A 21,929-nucleotide genomic window follows, 5' to 3' on the forward strand; every position below is an offset into this window, starting at 1 on the left:
AGTTGCGGTGGAATAGTTCCTGCTTGGGGGCTTGAAGCCTCTATTTAGGAACTATTTCACCGCAACCGCCCAGTAATCCGCTGGGGGCGGAGGAAAACGGATCACTTATCCGCTCGCCGATTTGTGTCTTGAAAAATGTATATAACGACTATAACGTAGTACGAAACATATTGGAAACAATATCGAGGAGGCTGCGTTGAAGAAAAGCAATCTGGGCTATGTGCTGGTGCTGATCGCCGCGCTTATGTGGGGCAGCATCGGAATCTTTGTAAACGGCATCTCGGCCATGGGCGTTTCGTCCCAGAGCATGGCTGCCTTTCGCTTGTTGGTCGGAGCGCTTATCTTGGCGCCGGTCCTGATGTTTATGGGCTGCCGTCCGGGTGAGGGGTCTACCGTGGCTCAGGGTCCGCTGGCCCTGTTCAAGGCAAGCCCTAAAGAGCTTGTTCCCTGTGCGCTTGTCGGCATCGTCGGTTTGGCCGCCGCCAACACCTGTTATTACGAGTGCATGGGCGAGGTGGGCATGTCCACGGCCTCGGTGCTGCTCTACACCTCGCCGGTGTTTGGCGTCATGCTCGGCCGCGTGCTTTATCGCGAGGACGTGACCCCCAACAAGCTCGTTGCCATTGTCTTTAACATCGTAGGCTGCGTGCTTGCAGTGACCAATGGCGACCTTTCCGGTTTTCATTTTTCGGTTTGGGGCGTCACGTCGGGCGTGATTGCAGGCCTTTGTGGTGCGTCGCTCGCGGTGTTTAGCCGAATAGCAACCAAGACGGTCCACCCGCTGGCTGTCACGTTTTGGGGCTTTGTTTTTGGCGGTGCGGTTATGGCAGCTATCGCGGCTCCGTGGCCGGATGTCGCCGCGGCAATGTCGCCACAGCTGCTGCTGCTGTTCCTTGGCTTTGGACTCATCCCCACAGCCGTTGCTTACATCTTATATATGCAGGGTCTGTCCATGGGGCTCGAGACATCGAAAGTTCCCGTCGTAATGTCTTTCGAGACGGTCGTCACCGTACTGGTGGGCATTGGTGTCTACGCCGAGCCCGCCGGCGCGATTAAAGTCCTGGGCATCGTGTTGGTGCTCGCGTCCATCCTGATTATGAACACCGACTTCTCCAAGCTGCGCAACAGTGTGTTTGTCGGTCATGTCATTGAGAGCATGACCTTTAAGCCCAACGCGTGGTGGACCGAAAAATCTCAGGACATGGATCTGTTTAAGGAACGCACCGGCATTGCGCTGGAACCCACCGTACAGGAAAGCCCCTGGTACTTCGTGCGATAGGGGATTGCGCGCAGGGTCTGACCTGGGGTTATCCAGCTAGCGCCGGCCTACCCAGTCCAACGTTTCGAGTACGTTAAACCCGTCAACGGTCGATTTTCACCCGCGAACGGTCTTTATACTAATTAGCAATATAAGCAACGTATAAGACGTTATAATGACCATAACGAAAAGGAGGAGGCAAGATGAATCAGATCATTCTCGCATCTCATGGCGGCCTGGCCGCAGGCGCCAAAGACACGCTCGAGATGGTTCTCGGCGACGTGTCGAACGTCCACGTCGTGTCGCTTGCTCGTGACGACAAGGAGCCCATCACCAATAAGGTTGAGGCTATGATCGCCACGTTCAACGCGGACGACACCGTCTATGTGCTGACCGATATGCTCGGCAGCTCGGTCAACAACAACATGGTCGAGCTTTCCAAGAACGGCACGAAGTTCACGGTTGTCAGCGGTTTCAACATCCCGTTGGCGCTCACGCTTGCTATGAGCCCCGCCCCCGTCAAGGGCGCCGAGCTCGCGGCCCTCATCAATGAGGCCCGCACCGGTCTGACCAACCCCAACGCACCGGTCGAGGCCGCCGCGGCTCCCGCCAAGAAGGCCAAGGCGTCCCGTCACAGCTCCGGTCCCGCCAAGATCGTCCTCGCACGTCTTGACTACCGTCTGCTGCACGGCCAGGTCGTCTTTACTTGGACCACCAAGGTTCAGGCCGAGCGCATCATCGTCGTCGACAACGCTGCCGCCAACGATGACATCAAGAAGGGCGCTCTTAAGCTGGCCAAGCCCCAGGGCGTGCGCCTGAACGTCTTCACCGTCGAGCGTGCCCTCGCCAAGATGGATAAGCTCAACACCCTCGGCGAGCGCGTCATGTTCGTCTTTGGCAACACTGCCGAGATGCTGCAGTTCTGTCAGGGCTACAAGCTCGACGCCATCAACCTGGGCGCCACCGCCAACCACGACGGTGCCGATCAGGTCGGCGGCAAGGACAGCTCCGTCTTCCTCGACGCCACCCAGAAGGCCGACGTCAACCAGCTGCTCGACATGGGCATCAAGCTCTATGTCCAGCAGACCCCTACGTATCAGAGCGTCGACATCGACGCCAAGCTGTAATCAACCAGGCTTTTGCCTGACTGAAAGGAGAAGGGTATGAATACGTTCATCAGTGCGGTGCTCGTCGGCCTCGTCGGCGTGTTCTGCATGTGGGACTCCCGCCTGCTCGGTCGTCTTAACTTCGAGCAGCCCCTCGTTGGCGCTACGCTCGTCGGTCTGCTGCTGGGCGATGTGCCCACCGGCCTTGCCGTCGGTGCCGCCGTCGAGCTCGTGTCCATGGGCCTGGTGCAGGTCGGCGCCGCCGTTCCGCCCGATATGGTCCTGGGCGGCATCGTGGCCGCTGCCTTTGCGTGCCTGACCGATGCTTCTGCCGAGACCGCCATGACGATCGCCATCCCGGTCGCCGTCCTGGGTCAGCTCCTCGGCATCGTGTTCCGTTCCATCATCGCCGCCCTCACCCATGTGGCAGATAGCGCGATCGATAACGGAAAGTTCAAGACCGCCTATCGTATGCACATCTGCGCCGGCTCCGGTCTGTACGCCATCATGTACTTCCTGCCGATCTTCCTCGCCGTCTTTGTTGGCACCGACCTGGTTCAGGCCATCGTCAACATGGTTCCCGAGTGGCTGTCCACTGGTCTTAACGTTTCGACCAAGATCATGACCGCCTACGGCTTGGCCCTGCTGCTCACCATGATGATCAAGAAGGGTATGACTCCGTTCCTGTTCATCGGTTTCCTGCTCGCCGCTTACCTCAACCTGTCCGTCATCGCGGTCGCTCTGATCGGTGTGTGCCTGGCTGTCGTCTTCATGGGCTTCAAGTTCAACGGGTCCCATGCAGCCGCCGGTGTCGATTCCGACTACGATCCGCTCGAAGACGACGAAGACTAAGGAGGAACACACTATGGCAACCGCAACCAAGGACGTGTCCCTGAACAAGAAGGTCAGCCAGTTCTTCTGGCGCTCCTGGGCCATCCAGGCCTCTTGGAACTACGAGCGTCAGATGAACATGGGCTTCCTCTACGGCATGGTTCCCACGCTCGACCGCCTCTATCCGGACGAGTCCGACCCCAAGCAGCTCGCTGCTAAGAAAGAGGCTTACCACCGTCACATGGCGTTCTACAACTGCACCCCGCAGACGAGCGCCTTTATCCTGGGCCTCACCGCCTCCATGGAGGAGGAGTACGCCAAGGATCCCGAGAACTTCAACCCCGATTCGATTAACGCGGTCAAGACCTCCCTTATGGGCCCGCTTTCCGGCATCGGTGACTCCTTCTTCCAGGGCACCATCCGTGTTATCGCCTTTGGTCTGGGCGTTCAGCTGGCTCAGCAGGGCTCCATCATGGGCCCGATCCTGGCCATGCTCATTTCCATCGTCCCCTCTGTGCTGATCACTTGGTTCGCAGCCAAGATGGGCTATCAGGGCGGCCACGAGTACCTGAGCAAGCTTCAGGGCGGCGACCTCATGGAGAAGCTCATGTATGTCTGCGGCATCGTGGGTCTTATGTCCGTAGGCGGCATGATCGCCACGCTGATCGGCGCCACCACCCCGCTGCAGTTCGCTGAGGGCACCGTCGTTATCCAGGACATCCTGGACGGCATGATGCCCCAGATGATCTCCCTTGGCCTCACTGGCCTTATGTACTGGCTCATCAAGAAGAACGTCAACACCGGTTGGCTTCTCGTGATCGCCATCGTGGGCGGCATCGCCCTCTCCGCGGCCGGCATCCTGGCCTAGTCGCGACCAAGCGTCTAACCGCTTTCCCCCGGGGGCCTGCCTGGCATCCCATACCCCAGGCAGGCTTCCATCCCCAAAATGCGACAATGGGACAGTCCCTTTGTCGCATCCTCAACGGGCCGGCGACTCGGTCCAAATCACGGTAACCCTGCGAGCGCCCGGCAATGTGGCGCCGCAAAAATCGAAAGGAATGTGTCAGATGTACGAGATCGACCTTAACCTCCCTAAGCAGATCGTCGCTGACGTCCTGTCCAACCACGAGATCCACAGTGTCGCCTTCGTCGGCTGCGGTGCTTCCATGTCCGACCTGTACCCCGCCAAGTACTTCCTGGCCAACAACACGGACAAGCTGAACGTTCAGATCTTCACCGCTAACGAGTTCAACTATGACACGCCTTCCTGGGTCAACGAGCACACCTTCGTGATCACCTGCTCCCTCGGTGGCTCCACGCCCGAGACCGTCGAGGCCAACAAGACCGCCAAGAAGCACAACTGCCCGGTCGTCTCCCTCACCAACAAGGCTGGCTCCGCTCTGACCGTCGACGCCGACTACGTCATCGTTCACGGCTTCCACGCCAACTTCGCTGCCAAGTGCGAGAAGCCCGGCTATGCCATCGCTCTTGCTCTCGAGATCCTTCAGCAGACCGAGGGCTATGACAAGTACGACGACATGATCACCGGCCTCACCAACGTCTTCGATCTCTGCGAGAACGCTGCTCAGTCCTGCAAGAAGCTCGCCAAGAAGTTCGCTGAGGACTTCAAGGACGACAAGATGATTTACTTCATGGCCTCTGGTGCCTCCGAGAAGATGGCTTACTCTCACGCCGCCTTCCTGTTCACCGAGATGCAGTGGATCGACGCCGCCGCCTACAACACCGGCGAGTACTTCCACGGCCCGTTCGAGGTTTCCACCGAGGGTAAGCCCTACGTCTTCTTCATGTCCGATGGCGCTACCCGTCCGATGGACGCCCGCGCCCTCACCTTCCTTGAGCGCATGGGCGCCAAGGTCGCTCTGATCGACTCCAAGGACTACGGCCTGGCTGACGCCGTGCCCGCGAGCGTCGTCACCTACTTCAACCCGCTGCTGCACCTCGCCGTTATGCGCGAGTACGGCAACCAGATCGCCGAGGCCCGTCAGCACCCGCTGACCATGCGTCGCTACATGTGGAAGCTTTCCTACTAATCACAAGTAAGTAGACCTTACGGGTTGATTGAGAGGGGATGGGGTTTGCGCCCCGTCCCCTTTTTTGCTCTTGGGAGGGCACGCCTGTCGCGTCGCAAAACCCAGGATAAAACCTACCAAAATAAACCTGTCTCTATTTGGCAGGTGGGAGGAGATGCGTATGATCAAAGCAGTGCTGTTTGACATGGACGGCGTGCTGGTCGATACCGAGTGGTTCTACAACCGTCGTCGCGTGGCGTTTATGGAGGAGAAGGGGTTCCACTTTGACGAGATCCCCGATCTTTCGGGGTCTAACGAGCCGGCCATTTGGGAGGCGCTGGTGCCCGACGATGTTGAGCTGCGCGAGCGCCTTCGCGTGGAGTACAAGCAGGTCTACAGCCCGGACCACCCCGTTCCGTATGCCGAGCTGCTCAACGAGCAGACGGAGCCGGTGATGCGCGCACTGCACGAGCGCGGCGTGAAGTGTGCCATCGCGAGCTCGTCTTATCGTGAGCTCATTGACGAGCTGGTAGAGATTGCCGGTATCGCCGATGTGCTGGACTACACCATCAGCGGTCACGAGTGCAGTGCGTTTAAGCCCGACCCCGAGATCTACCTGCGTGCCATGGAGGCGCTGGGGGTGGAGCCTGCCGAGTGCCTGGTTATCGAGGATTCGCCTTTGGGGATCGAGGCTGGCAAACGTTCCGGCGCCCGCGTCCTGGCACTGCGTCCGCACGAGGGCGTCAACCTCGATCAATCGCGAGCCGATGCCGTTATTGATAATCTGACCGACATTTTGGCCGCTTTGTAGTGTCAATCCGCCGCGAGAAGCACGGGTTCAAACGTTTTTTGCGGTGGACTGGCTCAATTTGGTTTCGATTTTGATCCGTTTGGCTTCGATTCGGACTAAGTGAGTAGACTTTTTGGCGCAGGCCGAGCACAATGCATATCTTCCTTTGTAAAACCGCAGGTCACAGGGGTGGCGGTTTTGGGTGTGCTCGGCAGATCGTAAAAAGTCTACTCACTTGGAATTTTGCCCTTTGGTCGTGGGGGTTGCTGGTCCCGTTTTGGTTGTCGAGGGAGGTTGAATTGAAGCGCCCCCGCACGCTCCATGCTACAATCGCGGGCATGCCCCACAACTACATCTGCCTTCGAAGGGAGCCTACGTGGCGAATGCCATCGATCAGCTCACGGACCGCGTGCTCGTGCTCGGCCGCCTTACCATCGTCCGCCGCGCCATTACCGCCGTGGCGGTCACCATTTCCGCCGTTCTCCAGACATTCCTGATCCAGGCGTTCATTCGGCCCGCCGACCTGCTTCCGAGCGGTCTTACCGGCGTCGCGGTCCTGCTCGATCGCGTTACCTCGCTCGGCGGCGTTCACATCGACATCTCGCTCGGTATGCTCGCGCTCAACATCCCCGTGGGCTCCTATGCTGGAGCGGCATTAGCAAGCGCTTCGTCATCTTCTCTATGATGCAAGTTGTGCTCTCATCGCTGTTCCTCAACATCTTTCATTTCGCCCCGTTTTTGGGCGACAAGATCATGCTCATCATTTTTGGTGGCGTGGTCTCGGGTCTGGGCGCTGCCATCGCGCTCAAGTCCGGCGCATCTACCGGCGGCACCGACTTTATCGCGCTGTGGGTCTCCAACCACACGGGCAAGACCATCTGGGGCGTTATCTTTGGTTTCAACTGCTTTATCTTGGCGATCTTTGGCTTTATGTTTGGCTGGGACAATGCGGCGTACTCCATCGTGTTCCAGTTTATTTCGACCAAGACCATCGACAGTTTCTATCGTCGCTACGACCGCGTGACGCTGCAGATCACGACGCGCAAGGCAGACGAGGTCATGACTGCCTATGTTGACCATTTTCAGCACGGCATTAGCTGTGCCGAGGTCATCGGCGGATACAGCCGCGAAAAGATGTACCTGCTGCACGCCGTTGTCTCGACCTACGAGAGTCAGGACATTATCAAGCTGGTATGCGACATTGATCCCGGCGCCGTGATCAACGTGTTCCACACGCTCAACTTTGTGGGCGGCTGGTGGGGCGGTCATGTTGACGAGCCCATGCCCACGGCCGTACCCGATCCCGACAAGCCCGCGCGCATGGCCTGCAGGCAGGCGCGCCTCAGCGAGCAGGATAGTCTGCAGCAGGACGACGGCAAGTAGGGTTTTGGCTTTTTGCCGGTCAAGCGCAGCCCATTCGAATGAGCCCCCCGAAAGCCCCGTTGCTTTCGAGGGGCTCTCGTTTGACCAGATAAAACCTACCAAAATGAAGCTGTCGCTTTTTGGTAGGTGGGGTGTATCGTTTTATCAATATGAGGTAACATGAAACTAGACGTTATATACGTATTAGTTATTTCGATATTTCGATAAGAGTGATTAGATATGCCTGCACCCAAAAATGCACCGCTTTACCAGCAGATTTATGACGAAATCAAAGATGCGATCGAGAAAGGTGTTTATGCACCCAAGGAGCGTATTCCGTCCGAGCTCGAGCTTGCCGAACAGTACGACGTGAGCCGCATTACGGTGCGTCGCGCCGTCGAGGAGTTGTGCTCCGATGGCTACCTGGTTAAGCAACAGGGCCGCGGCACCTTTGTTTCCACACCGCACATCAATCGTCAGTTCCATGCCTCGACGCTGCAGACGTTTACCGCGCTGTGTGCCGGCAACGGCATGAAGGCCGGTGCGCACGTGGTCGATCGCCAGATCGTTCCGGCGCGCCAAAACGAGATGGAGTTCTTTGGTCTGCAGAAGGATGCGCTGCTACTGCATATCAAGCGCGTGCGTACGGCCGACGGCGAGCCCATCTTTGAGGAGAACATCTTTGTGCCGTTTGACGCCTACCGTGAGCTGTTGACGGCCGATCTTGAGGACAAGTCGATTTTTGCCGAGGTCGAGCGTGTTGGCGGAACGCCGATTGTCTCGGTTGGCTACCGTACGGTCGAGGCCGTTCGCGCTAACGCCGAGCAGGCGGCCGGGTTGGGCATTGCTCCGCACGATCCACTGCTCAATCTGCGTGCCGGCTTTATCGGCCCCAATGGCGAGCCGGTCCTGATGGGTAAGCAGTACTACGTGGGCAGCCGCTACGTCATGGTGATGTAGCTCTAGTTGCGCGGTTTTCCAAACCGCGCAACGGCTCGACGCTGCAAGCCCGCCAGAGCGGCAATCTGCAGAATGAGCGTGGATAATCTCCCGTTTTTGGCTTGGTGACGGGCCCAAAGTGGGAGATTATCCACGCTCATCCGGAAAGTGTCCAAAAATCCACGCTCGTTCCCTCCGGATTGCGTAGCCCATCGCTGGTGGCCGTGCGGCACCGGTCCGCGTGGCGGCGTATAATCGGCGGCAGATGACTTGGACGTTAGGAAACCATGACCGATAGCATGCAGCAGATGGCGCTCGACACGCTCGGCGCCTATTTTGGCTACACCTCGTTTCGCCCGGGGCAGGACCGCATGGTCGATGCGATCCTTGCCGGTCGCGATGCGCTGGGTGTTATGCCCACAGGCGCCGGCAAGTCCATTTGCTACCAGGTGCCCGCGCTCATGCTGCCCGGCATCACCTTTGTGGTGAGTCCGTTGCTCTCCCTTATGGAGGACCAGACCCGTGCGCTGCTCGCGGCGGGCGCGCGACCCAGCTATCTCAACTCCAGCCTTACTCCGGCCCAGCAAAATACCGTGCTCAAGCGGGCGCGCGAGGGCCGCTACCAGCTTATGTACGTGGCGCCCGAGCGCCTGCTCGAGCCGCGCTTTCTGGCCTTTGCGCAGGAAGCTGCGGCCGAAGGCGGCATCGGCGTTCCGCTCGTGGCCATTGACGAGGCCCACTGCGTGAGCCAGTGGGGCCAGGATTTCCGCCCCGCCTACCTGCAGATTCGCGAGTTCATCGATTCCCTGCCGCAGCGCCCCATCGTGGCGGCCTTTACCGCTACGGCGACCGAGCGCGTGCGCACGGACATTCAGCAGATGCTCGGCCTGCAAAACCCGGCGACGGTGGTGACGGGCTTCGATCGCAAGAACCTCTACTTTGGTTGCGAAGAGATGGGCGACAAGGCCAAGACCGCCTGGGTGCGCGACTACGTGATCGCGCATTCGAGCGAGAGCGGCATCGTGTATTGCTCGACCCGCAAGACGGTCGATGCGCTGGCAGGCGATCTTGCCGAAGCGCTGGGCCCCAGCGGCATTCGCGTTGGCCGCTACCATGCCGGCATGGGCAATGACGCCCGCCGCCAAAGCCAGCGCGCCTTTATCGACGACGATATCCAGGTGATGGTTGCCACCAACGCCTTTGGCATGGGCATCGACAAGCCCAACGTGCGCTACGTGATTCACAACAACGTGCCCGAGAGCATCGAGGCCTACTACCAGGAGGCGGGCCGCGCCGGCCGCGATGGCGATCCGGCCAGCTGCCACCTGCTGTGGAACGGCAACGATTTTCGCATGCGCCGCTTTTTGATCGACCGCGGCGATGCTGCCGACGAGGCGCTCGACGACGAGCAGCGCGCGTGGGCGCTCCAGAATCGATATCGCCTGCTCAGCCAGATGGAGGGCTACTGCAATACCACCGGCTGCCTGCGCGAATACATGTTGCGCTACTTTGGCGACGAGGCCGCGGCCGAGCATGCGGCAGCCGCCGCGGGCGGCACCGCCACGGACGAAGCCGAGGGCTGCGGCAACTGCAGCAACTGCCTCACGCAGTTCGAGGTCGAGGACGTCACCGATATGGCCCGCGCTGCCGTGCGCTATGTGGCCACGCGTCCCATGCGTTTTGGCAAGTCGCTGATCGCCGACGTGCTCCACGGCGGCAACACCGAGCGCATTCGCCAGATGCATCTGGACGAGGACCGCGGCTACGGTGAGCTGTCGAGCGAATCGGTCGGGCGCATCAAGGACATCATCGGCCAGCTGTGCGGCCGCGGTTATTTGGCCACCTCGCAGGGGCAGTACCCGGTCGTTGGGCTGGGCCCGCGTGCCGGCGAGGTCGAGGATGAGGCGTTCGCCTTTACCGTTAAGCGTCGCGCGTCCAAGCGCAAGGCCTCGGCTCGCGCCCGCCGTGCGGTGGATCTGCTGCGCGAGGAGGCTGAGCTGGATCAGCGCCCGCGCGTGGGCGACGATGCCGAGCTGTTCGAGCGCCTGCGTGCCTTGCGCAAGGAGATCTCGACCGAGCTGGAGATGGCGCCGTATATGGTCTTTTCCGACAAGGCTCTGCGCGGCCTGTGCCGCCTGCGCCCGCAGACGCGCGACGAGCTGATCCAGGTCAACGGCATCGGCGAGAAAAAGGCCGACGCCTTTGGCGAGCAGTTTATGGCGGCGATTGAAGAATTTGAGTCCGAGCATGCGCGGGATGGAGCGTAACGATGGCATTCGACGATAAAACCGACCGCACTGAAGTATCCGCCGTGCCGCTGTACCAGCAGGTCATGGACGACCTAAAGGGCGAGATCGCGCGCGGCGTGTACGCGGCCGGCTCGCGTATTCCTTCCGAGATGGAGCTCGCGAAGTCCTACGGCGTGGGACGCATCACCGTGCGCCGCGCCATCGAGGAGCTGTCGCGCGCGGGGTATCTCAGCCGCCAGCAGGGGAGGGGCACGTTTGTGTGCGCGCCCAAGCTCAAGCGCAAGATTCGCCAGAAGGGTGACGTCCAGAGTTTTACTGAGGGTTGTGCTGCCAACGATATGGTGGCCGGAGCGCGCCTGGTGTCGCGCACGGTGGTTGCGGCGACGCGCGAGGACGCGGCGTTTTTTGGCGTGGAGCCCGGCAGTGAGCTTATCGTGGTCGAGCGCGTGCGCACGGCCGACGGCATCCCCGTCATGCTCGAGAACAACGCCTTTGTGCTCGCCGACCATCCCTACCTGCAGACGCTGGCCGCCGAGGACCTCACCGATAACTCGATCTTTGCGCTCGTTGCCGACCACTCGGGCCGCGCGCCGCTCAAGTCCGATCCCTGCACCGTGGAGATTGCGCTGGCGGATGCCCAGGCGGCCCCGCTGCTGGAGGTGCCGGTCGGCGAGCCGCTCTTCTATATGGAGGCCTACTTTACCGACGCCGACGGGCGCCCTCTACTGCTCGGCCGCCAAAAGATCGTGGGCTCGCGCTACGTCTTCGACATCTAACGTCCATAGATAGAACAACATAGAACAAATTTGCCGCGATGACTTCACCTGCGACAGCTTGCGTGCTATAAATAGGACAACATAGAACGACCGCAGGTACGAGCTGTCGTCGCTCAAAGCCGCCCCACAAGGAGGAACATCAGGATGAACGCACATGATCTGATTCAGGAAATTATCGAGCGCAAGGGCAAGATTGAGAACGTTTTTTGGATTGCCTGCGGCGGTTCGATGATCGACCTGATGCCGGCCAACGAGCTGCTCAAGCGCGAGGCGACCACGTTTGCCTCGACGGTTTACACGGCGCGCGAGTTTTGCCTGATGGCCCCCAAGAGTCTTGGCGAGAAGTCACTCGTCATCGCCTGCAGCCACAGCGGCAATACGCAGGAGGTCGTCGACGGTTGCGAGATGGCGCTGGCAGCCGGCGCCGAGGTCGTGGCCATGACCGACTGCGAGGGCTCCAAGATTGATAACGGCAAGTGGACCACCTGGGTCTATCCGTGGGGCGAGGGTGTGTCACAGGCCGAGGTACCGCAGGGTATCGGCGTCCTGATGGCTGCCGAGCTGCTCGACCAGCAGGAGGGCTACGAGGCGCTTGCCGACATGTACGCCGGCCTTAAGCAGATGGATGCGCTGCTGCCCGCTGCCCGCGAGAAGGTCAACGCCGAGCTGGGCGATCGCTTTGCCGAGCTCTGCCAGCAGCACGAGTTCTTCTACATCCTGGGATCCGGCCCCAACTTTAGCCAGACCTACGCCATGGCCATCTGCTCGCTCATGGAGATGCAGTGGCAGCACTGCTGCTACATCCACTCCGGCGAGTACTTCCACGGCCCGTTCGAGGCTACCGAGCCCGGCGTGTTCTACTTTGTGCAGCTTGGCGCGGGCGAGTGCCGCCCCATGGAGGAGCGCGCGCTGGCGTTTCTCAACACGCACACCGATACGGTCATGGTGCTCGATGCGCTCGAGTACGGCGTAGGCGACGTGCCCGCCAGCGTGCGTTCGTACCTGGAGCCGATCTTCTTCTACAACATGAGCTGCGAGCTGCGCGCCGCCCGCGGCAAGGTGTTTGACCACAGCCCCGAGGTCCGTCGCTACATGGGCGTCGAGCAGTACTAGGTACCGGGAAAAGCATTCACCTTCGATTCGCAAGGGCACTGCGTGAGTCAAAAAAGCGGGCCGCGCCGGGGATTTCCGGCGCGGCCCGCTTAGTATCGCGTTTAGATTCGCAAGGTTGCGGCAGCCTATGGCCTACTTGGCGTCGTAGGCCTCGGTGTCCCACCAGTCGAGCTGGGCGATGTTGTCGCGGATGTGCTGGCAGCTCTTGTGGAAACCCTCGAGCTCGTACTCGGACAGGTCGAGCGTGTAGACCTCCTCGACGCCCTCGGCACCGATCACGCACGGCAGGGAGGTAAAGATACCCTCCTCGCCATACTGGCCGGTCATGAGCGTGGAAGCGGAAAGCACGGCGTGCTCGTTGTGCAGCACGGCGGCGCAGACGCGCGCGGCGGAGTTGGCGACGGCGTATTCGGTGCACTGCTTGCCCTGGTAGGTCACATAGCCGCCCTTACGCGCGAGCTCCTCGACCTCCATGTGGTCAAAGGAGTACTTGTCGGGGTTCTCGGCCTGAAGCTCGTTGAGGTTTTTGCCGGCGATGGTTGCGGCCTTAAAGGCGGCAAGCTGGCTAAAGCCGTGCTCGCCGATCATGTAGGCGTCGATGGACTTGGGGCTCACGCCGACCTTCTTGGAGATCTCGGTGCGCAGGCGGGCGGAGTCCAGGCCGCAGCCCGAGCCGATGATCTTCTTGGGATCGTAGCCGGTCAGGTGCCACAGCTCGGTGCACACGACGTCGCAGGGGTTGGAGATGCTCACGAAGATGCCGTCAAAGCCGGCGTCGACGATGCGCTTGGCAAAGGTGCGGGCGGCGTCGGTGGTAAAGAACAGCTCGCCGTCGCGGTTGCCGGCGGCCAGCGCGACCTTGCCGGCGGCGTTGACGATGACGTCGCAGCAGGCCAGCTCCTCGTAGTGGTCGTAGCAGTTGACGATCTTGGTGTTGTACGGGACAAACGAGAGGGAGTCGCGCAGGTCCTGGACCTCGGACGTCACCTTGGCCTCGTTGATATCGCACAGGTACAGCTCGTCGGCAATGCCCTGCATGAGCAGGCTGTTGGCGACATGTGCTCCTACGTGGCCCTGGCCGACCACACCGATCTTACGCGTCTGGTACATATATGTATCCTTTCGGCCGAGTTTTTCGCGTCGAACCATTGTAGCCTCCTGCCGTCACTTTGCTAGGCTAAAGCGAAGTAGATTTTTGGGACATGCTTTAATCTCTACTTTTGGAGTGATTTGGGCCGCCGGCGACATCGCCGGGCGATGTGCTCGCGCGGATGGGGCCGGTCGTTGTACCATAGCTGCAACTGACTCGTAAGGAGCATCCATGCCCATTCGCATCCCCGACGCCCTCCCTGCCGCCGCGCAGCTCGAGAGCGAGAACATCTTTGTCATGACCGAGTACCGCGCGCTGCACCAGGACATCCGTCCGCTGCGCGTGCTCATCCTCAACCTCATGCCCACCAAAATCGCCACCGAGACGCAGATCATGCGCAAGCTCTCCAACACGCCGCTGCAGGTGGAGGTGGACCTGCTGCGTACCAAGACGCACGAGGCCACGCACGTGAGCGCCGGCCACCTGGAGACGTTCTACCGCACGTTCGACGACATCCGCGACATCCATTACGACGGCCTGATCATCACGGGCGCGCCGGTGGAGCAGATGCCGTTCGAGGAGGTCGACTACTGGCCCGAGCTCTGCCAGATCATGGATTGGTCCACCACGCACGTGCACTCTACGCTGCACATTTGTTGGGGCGCGCAGGCCGGCCTGTACCATCATTACGGTATCCAGAAGTACGACCTGCCGGCAAAGGCGAGCGGCGTATTTGAGCATTATCTGGTGAAGCCGCAAAGCCCGCTGGTCCGCGGCTTCGACGACCGTTTCTATGCCGTGCATTCGCGCAACACCGATGTGCGCCGCGAGGACGTGGAGGCCGAGCCGCAGCTCGAGGTCGTGGCCGTATCCGACGAGGTAGGCCTGTATATCGTCAAGTCGACCGACAGCCGCCGCTTTTTTGTCTTTGGCCATCCCGAGTACGATACCGACACGCTGCGCCTGGAGTACGAGCGCGACGTGAAGCGCGGGCTCAACCCTCAGGTGCCGGCGCATTACTTCCCGGGCGACGATCCCACCGCCGAGCCGCGCAACGTCTGGCGCAGCCAGGCTCAGCTGCTCTACACCAACTGGCTCAACTACTACGTCTACCAGACCACGCCCTACGACCTGGCCCGCGCCGGCGAGGAGCACTAGGCCGCCGGGAGGTGCACCAGCCGTTAGGCGCTGATGATGTGGGGTAGCGGCAGGTCGTGGGCGTCGGTGGGAACGTGGTCGACACGCTGCTCGTCAAAGGCGATGCCGATGATTTGGCATGCGGGCGAGAGCATAGGCAGGTAGCGGTCGTAACAACCGCCGCCGTAGCCCAGGCGCGCGCCGGTTTGGTCGAAGGCCACGAGCGGCACGACGATCATGTCGAGTGCTTCGGCAGGGACGATAGGGAAGCGGTTGCTGTCGATGTCCGTGGCCGCAAAGGCCTGCGTGGGGTGGGCGATAAACGGGGCCGCGTCCGCGTCGCCGGCAGCAACTGCCCGCATGCACATGCGCTGGCCACAAGCTGCGGCTTCGGCTGCCGAGAGCATGCACGGATAGGCCACGCGCCAGCCGCGTTTGGCGGCAGCTGCGGCAAACGCGGCTGGGTCGACTTCGGAACCCATCGCGGCATAGACGGCAACGGTGTGCGGCGCCGCGGCATCCAAGCGGCCCAGCAGATCAACCAGCCGCGCACAGATATCAGCAGACTTCGCCGCCTGCAAGTCCAAATCAAGAGCATCGCGCCGAGCAATCACCGCTCGCCGCAACTCAGCCTTGTCCATCCCGGCTCCCTCTCCCAAACCTACCAAAAAGGGACAGGTTTATTCTGACAGGTTTTATCTGGGCAAACGTCGAAGCCGCCACAAAGGCGCCCTGTGTGGCGGCTTCGACTCGACGTTGGCTTCACAGCGCCGCAGCGATCGCTTCAGTCACAAACTTATTGAGTGACTCACCCTTCTTTGCTGCTGCCAGCGCTGCTTGCTTGTGGAGCTCAGAGCCCGTTCTTACGTTGAACGAGCCCTTAAAAGCCCGCTCGGGTTCCTTGCCCTTCTCGGCGCAAAACTCAAGGTAATCGTCGACGGCGTCGTGGAAGCATTGCTCCACTTCTTCAGCCGTGGAGCCTTCAAATACGATTGCATCCCTAATGCCGGCGACCATACCTGTTAGCACATGCTGTTCGGCATCGAACTCGACCGGGGCGAAATAACCCTTGTATGCCAAAACGTTACTCATGACTACCTCCGACATCTTGCAGAAAGCGAACGATGTTTCGAATGGTCCCCGCTGTCAATTCGTCAGATGGATGAGGCGCGTGCATTACGAACATCCTGCCATCTGATGGCCTGTAGAAGCGAACGCGCGATCCGGATGTCTTGCCTTTGCTGCCCATTTCAAAGCCATATGAAGCCATAACTTTAAGAAAGTCAGCAAATCTATACGTTGAAGGACAGCTAAGCAGCTGGGCGATGAGTTTATCGGATCGAGTCATCCCGCCTCACATTCTGCAACTATATTCTAGTTGCAATTTAGATCCGATGCAATCACCCATACTATAGAACATGTGTACGTATAGAACAAGTGTTCGAACCACCACAAAGGTGCCTGTCCCCTTTGTGGTGGTTTTGCTTGCTGTGGCTAGCCCAGCAGGTCGACTACGTTGAAGTTGGCGTTGCTCTTGGCGATGACGTCTCGGCCGCCAAAGACGCAGGTGGGCGACTCGGCTGCGATGCGCGTCACGTCGGCGCCGAGCGAGCGCAGCTCACCGGGCGTGGCGGCGAGCATCTGGGCGCGACGCTCCTCGCGCGCATGCGGATCGAGCCCGGCCAGGTAGGTCGTGTTGCGGCGCTTGGTGAGCGCGTACGGCTTCACCGGCGCGTCCATGCCGCTCACGCAGCTCACGATAAAGCCCTCAAAGGCGGCCTCGTCGGGCTCAAAGCTGCCAAGCCATGCACCCGCGCGCTCCACGCGCTCAATCGAAGGATCGATCGCCGGGTCGCGGTAGGTGTAGAACGCCGCCTGACGCTCACCTGCCGCGCGGAATCCGCAGCCGTACGCCCCGCCCTTCACGCGGATCTCGTTCCACAGGTAGTCGTAGGAGAGCGCGTTGGCAGCCACGGCCCAAGTGCCTGTCACGTCAATGCCCAGGCGACGCGGGTCGCACGCGCTTGCCGCAAAGCAGATGTCGCTGGGGATCACGAAAGCCTCGTGGCGGTCGCACGGCGCCGGCACCACGAGCGCGTCGCGGCCGGCACCATCGCCCGCACCCAGCCCCAGGTCGCCCGCGGCATCCCAGTACGCGTCAAAGTCCTCGTCGCTGCCGGTAAAGCTCGCCATGCAGCCATCGGCCACAAAGATGCGGCCTGCCAGTTCGGTAAGCTTGGCGCGCAGGTCGTCCAGGCGCTCGTCAAAGTGGTCGAGCAGATCGCGCAGGAACAGGTAGAAGTCCACGCCCGAAAGCTGCTCGCGCACCACGGCCGAAGGCGAGCTGTAGCTCATCGCGCGGCCGAGCGCCGCCGAGTGACCATTGTTGATAAAGCCCTGCTCAAGCCCAATGCGAATCTGCGTGAGCACGTCGCGCACGCGGTCGGTGTCGGCATCTGCCAAAAGCGTGCTCGACCATACCTCGCGCGGCAGACTCGCCAGTGCATCAATCTTCTCGGACAGGGCGCCGGCGCTCACCAGCAGGTAGGGGCGCACGCCGTCCACGTCGGGCTGGGTCATGACTTCGGTCGTAAAGCTCAAAAAGCCCAGCTTGCCAGCGAGCAAGTTGTCGAGTTCCTCGGCCGAGTGCTCGCGCGTGGGCAGCTGCTTAAGCAGGCGGCAGAGCAGCGTCACATAGGGCAGGTCCTCAAACGCGACGCAGCTCAGGTCGAAATACTGTATGGCGTAGGCCAGGCGGTTGGTGGGGATGCCGTGGCGCAGGCAGGGGATGGGTGCGGTCGTGTCTACGACCAGCGGCGACTCGGGGCGCGCCTCGCCAATGTCGGACACGCGCAGGCGCGGCAGCGTGGCCTTGGCCTCGGGCGTGTCTTCTGCCTCCTGCGCGGCACGCAGCGCGGCCGTGCGCTCGACCACGTCGGCCAGCTCGGAATCGGTCATGGCGTCGCGCTTGGCTGCCAGCTCGATGGCCTCGGCACCCTCCGAACCCTCGGCGGCGTCCACCGGCGCCAGCTCGACGAGCGCCATGTGGTCGTTCTCCAGCACCAGCTCGCGCAGCAGGTCCTCAAAGTAGGTGCCGTCCAGCTCGCTGCGCAGCTCCTCGTACACCGGGCCGTACTTGAGTGCCAGCGTCGCGGCGTCGTCATCGTAGAGCCAGGTGCTCAGCGCGTCGCACGCAATGGCCACGCCGTCGGCGATGCCGTAGTCGCGCTGGCGCAGATCGTATTCGTTGCTGCTGATGATGGCTTCCAGGCGCTCGCGCGGAACGCCGTGCTCGCACAGGTCGCGGCAGGCATCCTGGAACACACGACGCAGCTCGCGCGCCACGCCGGGCTGCGCGTTTTGCAACATGATGAGCTCGTAGGGCTGCAGGCTCTCGGCCGCGGTGTAGCTCACCACGTTGCCGCCCAGGCCGGCGGCCAGAATGGCCTTCTTAACCGGTGCTTCGTTGGAACCCAGCAGCGCCTCAAACAGGATATCCGCCGCGATCGTGCGCTTGCGATCGAGCGCGCTGCCCAGCACAAGACCCAGGCCCACCAGCGCGTTCTCGGGCGTGGTGGCCATCTCGACGCGCTTATACTCGCAGGTCACAGGCGCTTGCACGTCCAGCGGATTAGGCGCCAGCGCGGACGGGTCCTCGCCGGCGGCAACGGCGGCGTCCATGCGGCGGCTTGCGGCACTCGACTGCGACAGATAGCGCTCGTCCAAAAACGCCAGCGAGCGGTCCATATCTAGGTTGCCGTAGAGCGTGATGTAGGAGTTGGAAGGATTGTAGTGGCGCGCGTGCGTATCCAGGAACTGCTCGTAGGTGAGCGCAGGGATTGCGCGCGGGTCGCCGCCGCTCTCGTGCGCATAGGCGGTGTCGGGATAGAGCGCGGCGTTGACGGCGTCGTCCAGCACGCTCATGGGATCGGACAGCGCGCCCTTCATCTCGTTGAACACCACGCCGTTATAGCGCAGCGTGCCCCCACGCAGGCTCGCGGAGCTGCCGTCGCCCTCGCCCTCGGCGCCCTCCGGCAGGTCCAGCTCGTAGTGCCAACCCTCCTGCTCAAAAATGGTGGGCTTGGTATAGATGGCCGGGTTGAACACCGCGTCCAGGTACACGTCCATCAGGTTGTACAGATCCTGCTCGTTGGTGGTGGCAACGGGGTAGATGGTCTTGTCGGGGTAGGTCATGGCGTTGAGGAACGTCTGCATGGAGCTCTTGATCAGGTCGACAAACGGCTCCTTGACGGGGAACTTGGCCGATCCGCACAGCACCGAGTGCTCAAGAATATGGAACACGCCGGTGGAATCGGCCGGCGGCGTCTTAAAGCCAATGGCAAAGGCCTTGTTTTCGTCGTCGCATGCCAGGTACAGCAGGCGTGCGCCCGAGGCGGTGTGGCGCAGCACGTAGGCGTCCGAGTCGAGCTCGGGCACGGTCTCGCAGCGCTCGACGGCAAAGCCGTGGCAGGTAGTGCCGGGCACCAGCAGTGCGGCGGCAGCGGCGCGCGGGTCGGTTGAGGTGGTGGGCATATGCAGTCTCCTTTGACGCCCCAGCGGGGGCGAATCGAGTCGAATCCTCGAGAGTATACCCATATGGGGCCCTCGACCAATCTGCCGGATGAGCGTGGATTTTCGGACACACGAGCGTGGAAATTCGGACGCCCGCCAAATGACAGTGGTTTTTCGGACGGAATTAGCCTCAAAACGCCCAAAAACCGTCCAAATATCCACGTTCATTTTCCGACCGTCCAAAAATCCACGCTCACGTATCTCTCGTCTCTCACTCATCTCTAATACGAGAGATAACAGAAAGACGAGAGATAATTATAAGAGATAACTGAACAGAATAGAGAAAAAGCAATCGTGATATTGTTTCAATATCGATTGTTCTACCAGCAAAAACATGTTTAAATGAAGCAACTAGCAGACATCCTATCTCTCATCTCTCACTCATCTTTAATATGAGAGATAACAGAAAGATGAGAGATACTTATGAGAGATAACCGAGAGATGAGAAGTGTCCGTCTGGGGTACACCCGCAGAATCGAGCGAAAGGACGTGCAGATGAACGAAAACGAGCTGGTCGGTCTGCTCGAGTCTTTAAGGCGCATGGGCTCGGACGATCTTAACGTCGAGGTCAAGGAGAGCGCCACGACGCTTTCCCGCGACGTATGGGAAACGGTCAGCGCTTTCGCAAACACCGCCGGCGGCATCATCGTACTCGGAGTGAGCGAGCGCGCGGGTTTTGTCCCAGTTGCAAACTTTGAGACCGAGAAAGTGCTCAACCAATTCGTGGCGGGCATGGGCGATGCCGGCGGTCGCGGAAAGCTGGCCAATCCGCCCAAATACACCATTGAGCGCGTGGAGCTCCAGGGCACCGTGGTTCTGGTCATCACGATTGAGGAGCTCGACCCGTCGAGCAAGCCTTGCTATGTCATAGAGCGGGGCGCCCAGGGCGGCAGCTACAAGCGCGTCGATGACAAAGACGTGCCGCTTTCGTCGACCGAGGTTTTGGCGCTGTCGTCATACGAACGGACGAGTCCTAGCGATCGCGATACGGTGCCCGGCACGAGTGTGGGCGATCTCGACGAGTCGCTGGTCGATCGCACGATAGAGCGTGCCTATTCGTTGACGCCTCGAGCGATGCGCGGTGCGACGGACAAGAAGACAAAGATGGAGCGCCTGAATCTCCTCGACTTCCAGGGCAATGTTACCAAGGCCGGCCTCCTTGCCGCGGGCGTTTACCCTCAGCAGTTCTATCCCAAGCTCTTCATTGATGTGGCTGTCCATGCGGGAACTCAAAAGGGCGCTGCGGGACCGCTAAGATTTATGGACCGCACAGTCTGCGAGGGCACCCTGGGCGAGATGATTTCGGATACTGTCGCGGCTGTCGCCAAAAACCTGCGCCGCACCTCGACCGTCCAAGGCATCTCGCGTATCGACTCGCTGGAGATTCCCGAGGAGGTCCTGCGCGAGGCAGTCGCCAACGCGGTTATCCACAGGGAATACGGGGATCGGTTCTGTGGGCAATCGATCGCCGTCGACGTTTTTGACGACCGTATCGAGGTGACGAATCCCGGCGGCCTTTATGGAGGGAAGACTCGCGAGAACTTGTTTGACGGCAGCTCCCGATGCCGTAATGCAACGCTCGTGAAACTCATGTCGATTGTTCCACTGCCGGATGGCGCAGGCTCGCCGGCTGAGGGAAATGGCTCGGGCATCCCGATGATGATCGATGCCATGCGCGCGCATGGTCTGGCCGAGCCCCTGTTCTGCCCGGGGTTCGATCGGTTCAAGGTTGTACTTTACCGTTCAAAGGTTGAGCCGGTCGATCATGGCGGGGACTTGATTATGACGGCACTCAAGCGCTACGGCGAATTGGGGACGCGCGAACTGGCGGAGCGCACGGGACTCACGGTTTCCCAGGTTAGGGCACGCGTCAATGCACTCATTGCGCAGGGTGAGCTTGAGCCGACGGCGCCGTCGACAAGCCGCAACCGCAAATATCGACTGTCAGAGCGCGTGGAATAAATGCGTTAGTGGACGAGGCGACCCATTAATCGACTCTCGATTGGCGCCCACCAGGGTAAAGCAGTTGTTGCCCAGTCGACGGTGATGCTAAAGACTCGGCTTACGCCGGCATGGCCCCGAACCCGTCCATCAAGAACAGTCTAAGAACCAGCTTGATGACATATCCTGGCTTGACTTCTGCCGCGTCAAAGACGTGGCGCTCGGCGAGCTCGCTGCAGTATGCATAGATGTCGCGGATGAGCTTCGCGCTCGAGAGCGTAAACATGTAGCCTGCGTCCGAAAGCGCATTGGGTGCGGCGGGCAACTTGGCCATGTGGCAGAACGTTTGCAGGTCGGGCGCCATAACATTCTGGTAGTCGAGGTGGCCGCTGGCATCCTGTGCGGCAAGCTCCAATTGGCGCACAAAATCCAGTGCCGCCGCTAACACAAAGCTCGGCGTAGGCGCATTGACGTCCTGAGTGGTCGCCACAAGCCTGCCCGCCGCCTGCGTGACAAGCCAAGCGACCTCGCGCTGGCAACGCACGGCCTTGCGCGTAACCGGCTTGATGGACGAAGAAGAAACGCTTCCCTTAGGCGGATTCGAAGCAGCCATAAGACCCTCCCATGAACAATCCGGCCCAACAAGCCCGGACGAAACACGTGCTACATCAGTATACAGGGGAGTGGGATGGAAAAATGGAGTCGACAGCGTGAACTGCCGGCTCCGGATTGCTT

General features: G+C 60.7%; 19 protein-coding genes and 1 pseudogene. 14 read left to right on the forward strand and 6 right to left on the reverse strand.

Going from position 1 to position 21,929, the window contains the following annotated elements; genetic code table 11:
• The first annotated feature begins 196 nt into the window (after positions 1-196).
• From I2E13_RS06805 to I2E13_RS06855, 12 genes and pseudogenes are all read left to right on the forward strand, one after another.
• A complete protein-coding gene (locus I2E13_RS06805; protein ID WP_022095163.1) occupies positions 197-1,279 on the forward strand; it encodes a DMT family transporter in 1,083 nt (360 codons plus the stop codon).
• A 182-nt stretch (positions 1,280-1,461) separates the two neighbouring features.
• Positions 1,462-2,385: a PTS mannose/fructose/sorbose transporter subunit IIAB gene (locus I2E13_RS06810; protein WP_022095162.1), complete on the forward strand. Its 924-nt coding sequence runs from the start codon at positions 1,462-1,464 to the stop codon at positions 2,383-2,385.
• A gap of 36 nt (positions 2,386-2,421) precedes the next feature.
• A complete protein-coding gene (locus tag I2E13_RS06815; protein ID WP_022095161.1) occupies positions 2,422-3,216 on the forward strand; it encodes a PTS mannose/fructose/sorbose/N-acetylgalactosamine transporter subunit IIC in 795 nt (264 codons plus the stop codon).
• A 13-nt stretch (positions 3,217-3,229) separates the two neighbouring features.
• Positions 3,230-4,063, forward strand: coding sequence for a PTS system mannose/fructose/sorbose family transporter subunit IID (locus tag I2E13_RS06820; protein WP_022095160.1), 834 nt, complete (start codon positions 3,230-3,232; stop codon positions 4,061-4,063).
• 199 nt (positions 4,064-4,262) lie between these two features.
• Positions 4,263-5,246: an SIS domain-containing protein gene (locus I2E13_RS06825; protein WP_229025861.1), complete on the forward strand. Its 984-nt coding sequence runs from the start codon at positions 4,263-4,265 to the stop codon at positions 5,244-5,246.
• Between the two features lie 160 nt (positions 5,247-5,406).
• On the forward strand, positions 5,407-6,036 hold the full coding sequence (locus tag I2E13_RS06830) for an HAD family hydrolase (protein WP_161115153.1): 630 nt from the start codon (positions 5,407-5,409) through the stop codon (positions 6,034-6,036).
• A gap of 436 nt (positions 6,037-6,472) precedes the next feature.
• Positions 6,473-7,020: pseudogene (locus I2E13_RS11265) on the forward strand (YitT family protein); the annotation flags it as partial.
• Between the two features lie 129 nt (positions 7,021-7,149).
• Entirely contained in the window at positions 7,150-7,398 is a 249-nt protein-coding gene (locus I2E13_RS11270) for a DUF2179 domain-containing protein (RefSeq protein ID WP_229057870.1), read from the forward strand.
• 219 nt (positions 7,399-7,617) lie between these two features.
• Complete coding sequence (locus I2E13_RS06840) at positions 7,618-8,337, forward strand: GntR family transcriptional regulator (protein ID WP_195404608.1); 720 nt, start codon at positions 7,618-7,620, stop codon at positions 8,335-8,337.
• A gap of 266 nt (positions 8,338-8,603) precedes the next feature.
• A complete protein-coding gene (locus I2E13_RS06845) occupies positions 8,604-10,583 on the forward strand; it encodes a RecQ family ATP-dependent DNA helicase (protein WP_195404609.1) in 1,980 nt (659 codons plus the stop codon).
• A gap of 2 nt (positions 10,584-10,585) precedes the next feature.
• Positions 10,586-11,341: a GntR family transcriptional regulator gene (locus tag I2E13_RS06850; RefSeq protein WP_195404610.1), complete on the forward strand. Its 756-nt coding sequence runs from the start codon at positions 10,586-10,588 to the stop codon at positions 11,339-11,341.
• A 144-nt stretch (positions 11,342-11,485) separates the two neighbouring features.
• Positions 11,486-12,454 carry an SIS domain-containing protein gene (locus I2E13_RS06855; protein WP_195404611.1) on the forward strand — a complete coding sequence of 323 codons (969 nt, stop codon included), beginning with the start codon at positions 11,486-11,488 and terminating at the stop codon, positions 12,452-12,454.
• A gap of 132 nt (positions 12,455-12,586) precedes the next feature.
• On the opposite strand, the gene I2E13_RS06860 is transcribed toward I2E13_RS06855, so the two are convergent.
• On the reverse strand, positions 12,587-13,564 hold the full coding sequence (locus tag I2E13_RS06860) for an L-lactate dehydrogenase (RefSeq protein ID WP_117797224.1): 978 nt from the start codon (positions 13,562-13,564) through the stop codon (positions 12,587-12,589).
• A 211-nt stretch (positions 13,565-13,775) separates the two neighbouring features.
• Here I2E13_RS06860 and metA point away from each other — a divergent pair, with 211 nt between their 5' ends.
• Positions 13,776-14,702 carry a homoserine O-acetyltransferase MetA gene (gene metA / locus I2E13_RS06865; protein WP_117629029.1) on the forward strand — a complete coding sequence of 309 codons (927 nt, stop codon included), beginning with the start codon at positions 13,776-13,778 and terminating at the stop codon, positions 14,700-14,702.
• A 23-nt stretch (positions 14,703-14,725) separates the two neighbouring features.
• Here the strand turns inward: metA and I2E13_RS06870 are convergent, their stop codons facing one another.
• The 4 genes from I2E13_RS06870 to I2E13_RS06885 all read right to left on the reverse strand — a co-directional run bounded on the left by I2E13_RS06870 (position 14,726) and on the right by I2E13_RS06885 (position 19,214).
• On the reverse strand, positions 14,726-15,322 hold the full coding sequence (locus I2E13_RS06870) for a 5-formyltetrahydrofolate cyclo-ligase (protein ID WP_195404612.1): 597 nt from the start codon (positions 15,320-15,322) through the stop codon (positions 14,726-14,728).
• Positions 15,323-15,443: 121 nt separating this feature from the next.
• On the reverse strand, positions 15,444-15,773 hold the full coding sequence (locus I2E13_RS06875) for a type II toxin-antitoxin system HicB family antitoxin (protein WP_022094981.1): 330 nt from the start codon (positions 15,771-15,773) through the stop codon (positions 15,444-15,446).
• Entirely contained in the window at positions 15,766-16,029 is a 264-nt protein-coding gene (locus I2E13_RS11275) for a type II toxin-antitoxin system HicA family toxin (RefSeq protein WP_195404613.1), read from the reverse strand. The genes I2E13_RS06875 and I2E13_RS11275 overlap by 8 nt, the downstream gene beginning before the upstream one ends.
• Positions 16,030-16,175: 146 nt before the next feature.
• A complete protein-coding gene (locus I2E13_RS06885) occupies positions 16,176-19,214 on the reverse strand; it encodes an insulinase family protein (RefSeq protein WP_195404614.1) in 3,039 nt (1,012 codons plus the stop codon).
• A gap of 534 nt (positions 19,215-19,748) precedes the next feature.
• Here I2E13_RS06885 and I2E13_RS06890 point away from each other — a divergent pair.
• On the forward strand, positions 19,749-21,215 hold the full coding sequence (locus I2E13_RS06890; protein WP_195404615.1) for an ATP-binding protein: 1,467 nt from the start codon (positions 19,749-19,751) through the stop codon (positions 21,213-21,215).
• 100 nt (positions 21,216-21,315) lie between these two features.
• Here the strand turns inward: I2E13_RS06890 and I2E13_RS06895 are convergent, their stop codons facing one another.
• The gene (locus I2E13_RS06895; RefSeq protein ID WP_195404616.1) at positions 21,316-21,807 is read right to left on the reverse strand and encodes a hypothetical protein; all 492 of its coding nucleotides are present in this window, start codon (positions 21,805-21,807) and stop codon (positions 21,316-21,318) included.
• Positions 21,808-21,929 lie beyond the last annotated feature (122 nt).

The sequence above is a fragment of the Collinsella aerofaciens genome (assembly GCF_015554145.1).
GTDB lineage: Bacteria > Actinomycetota > Coriobacteriia > Coriobacteriales > Coriobacteriaceae > Collinsella > Collinsella aerofaciens_AA.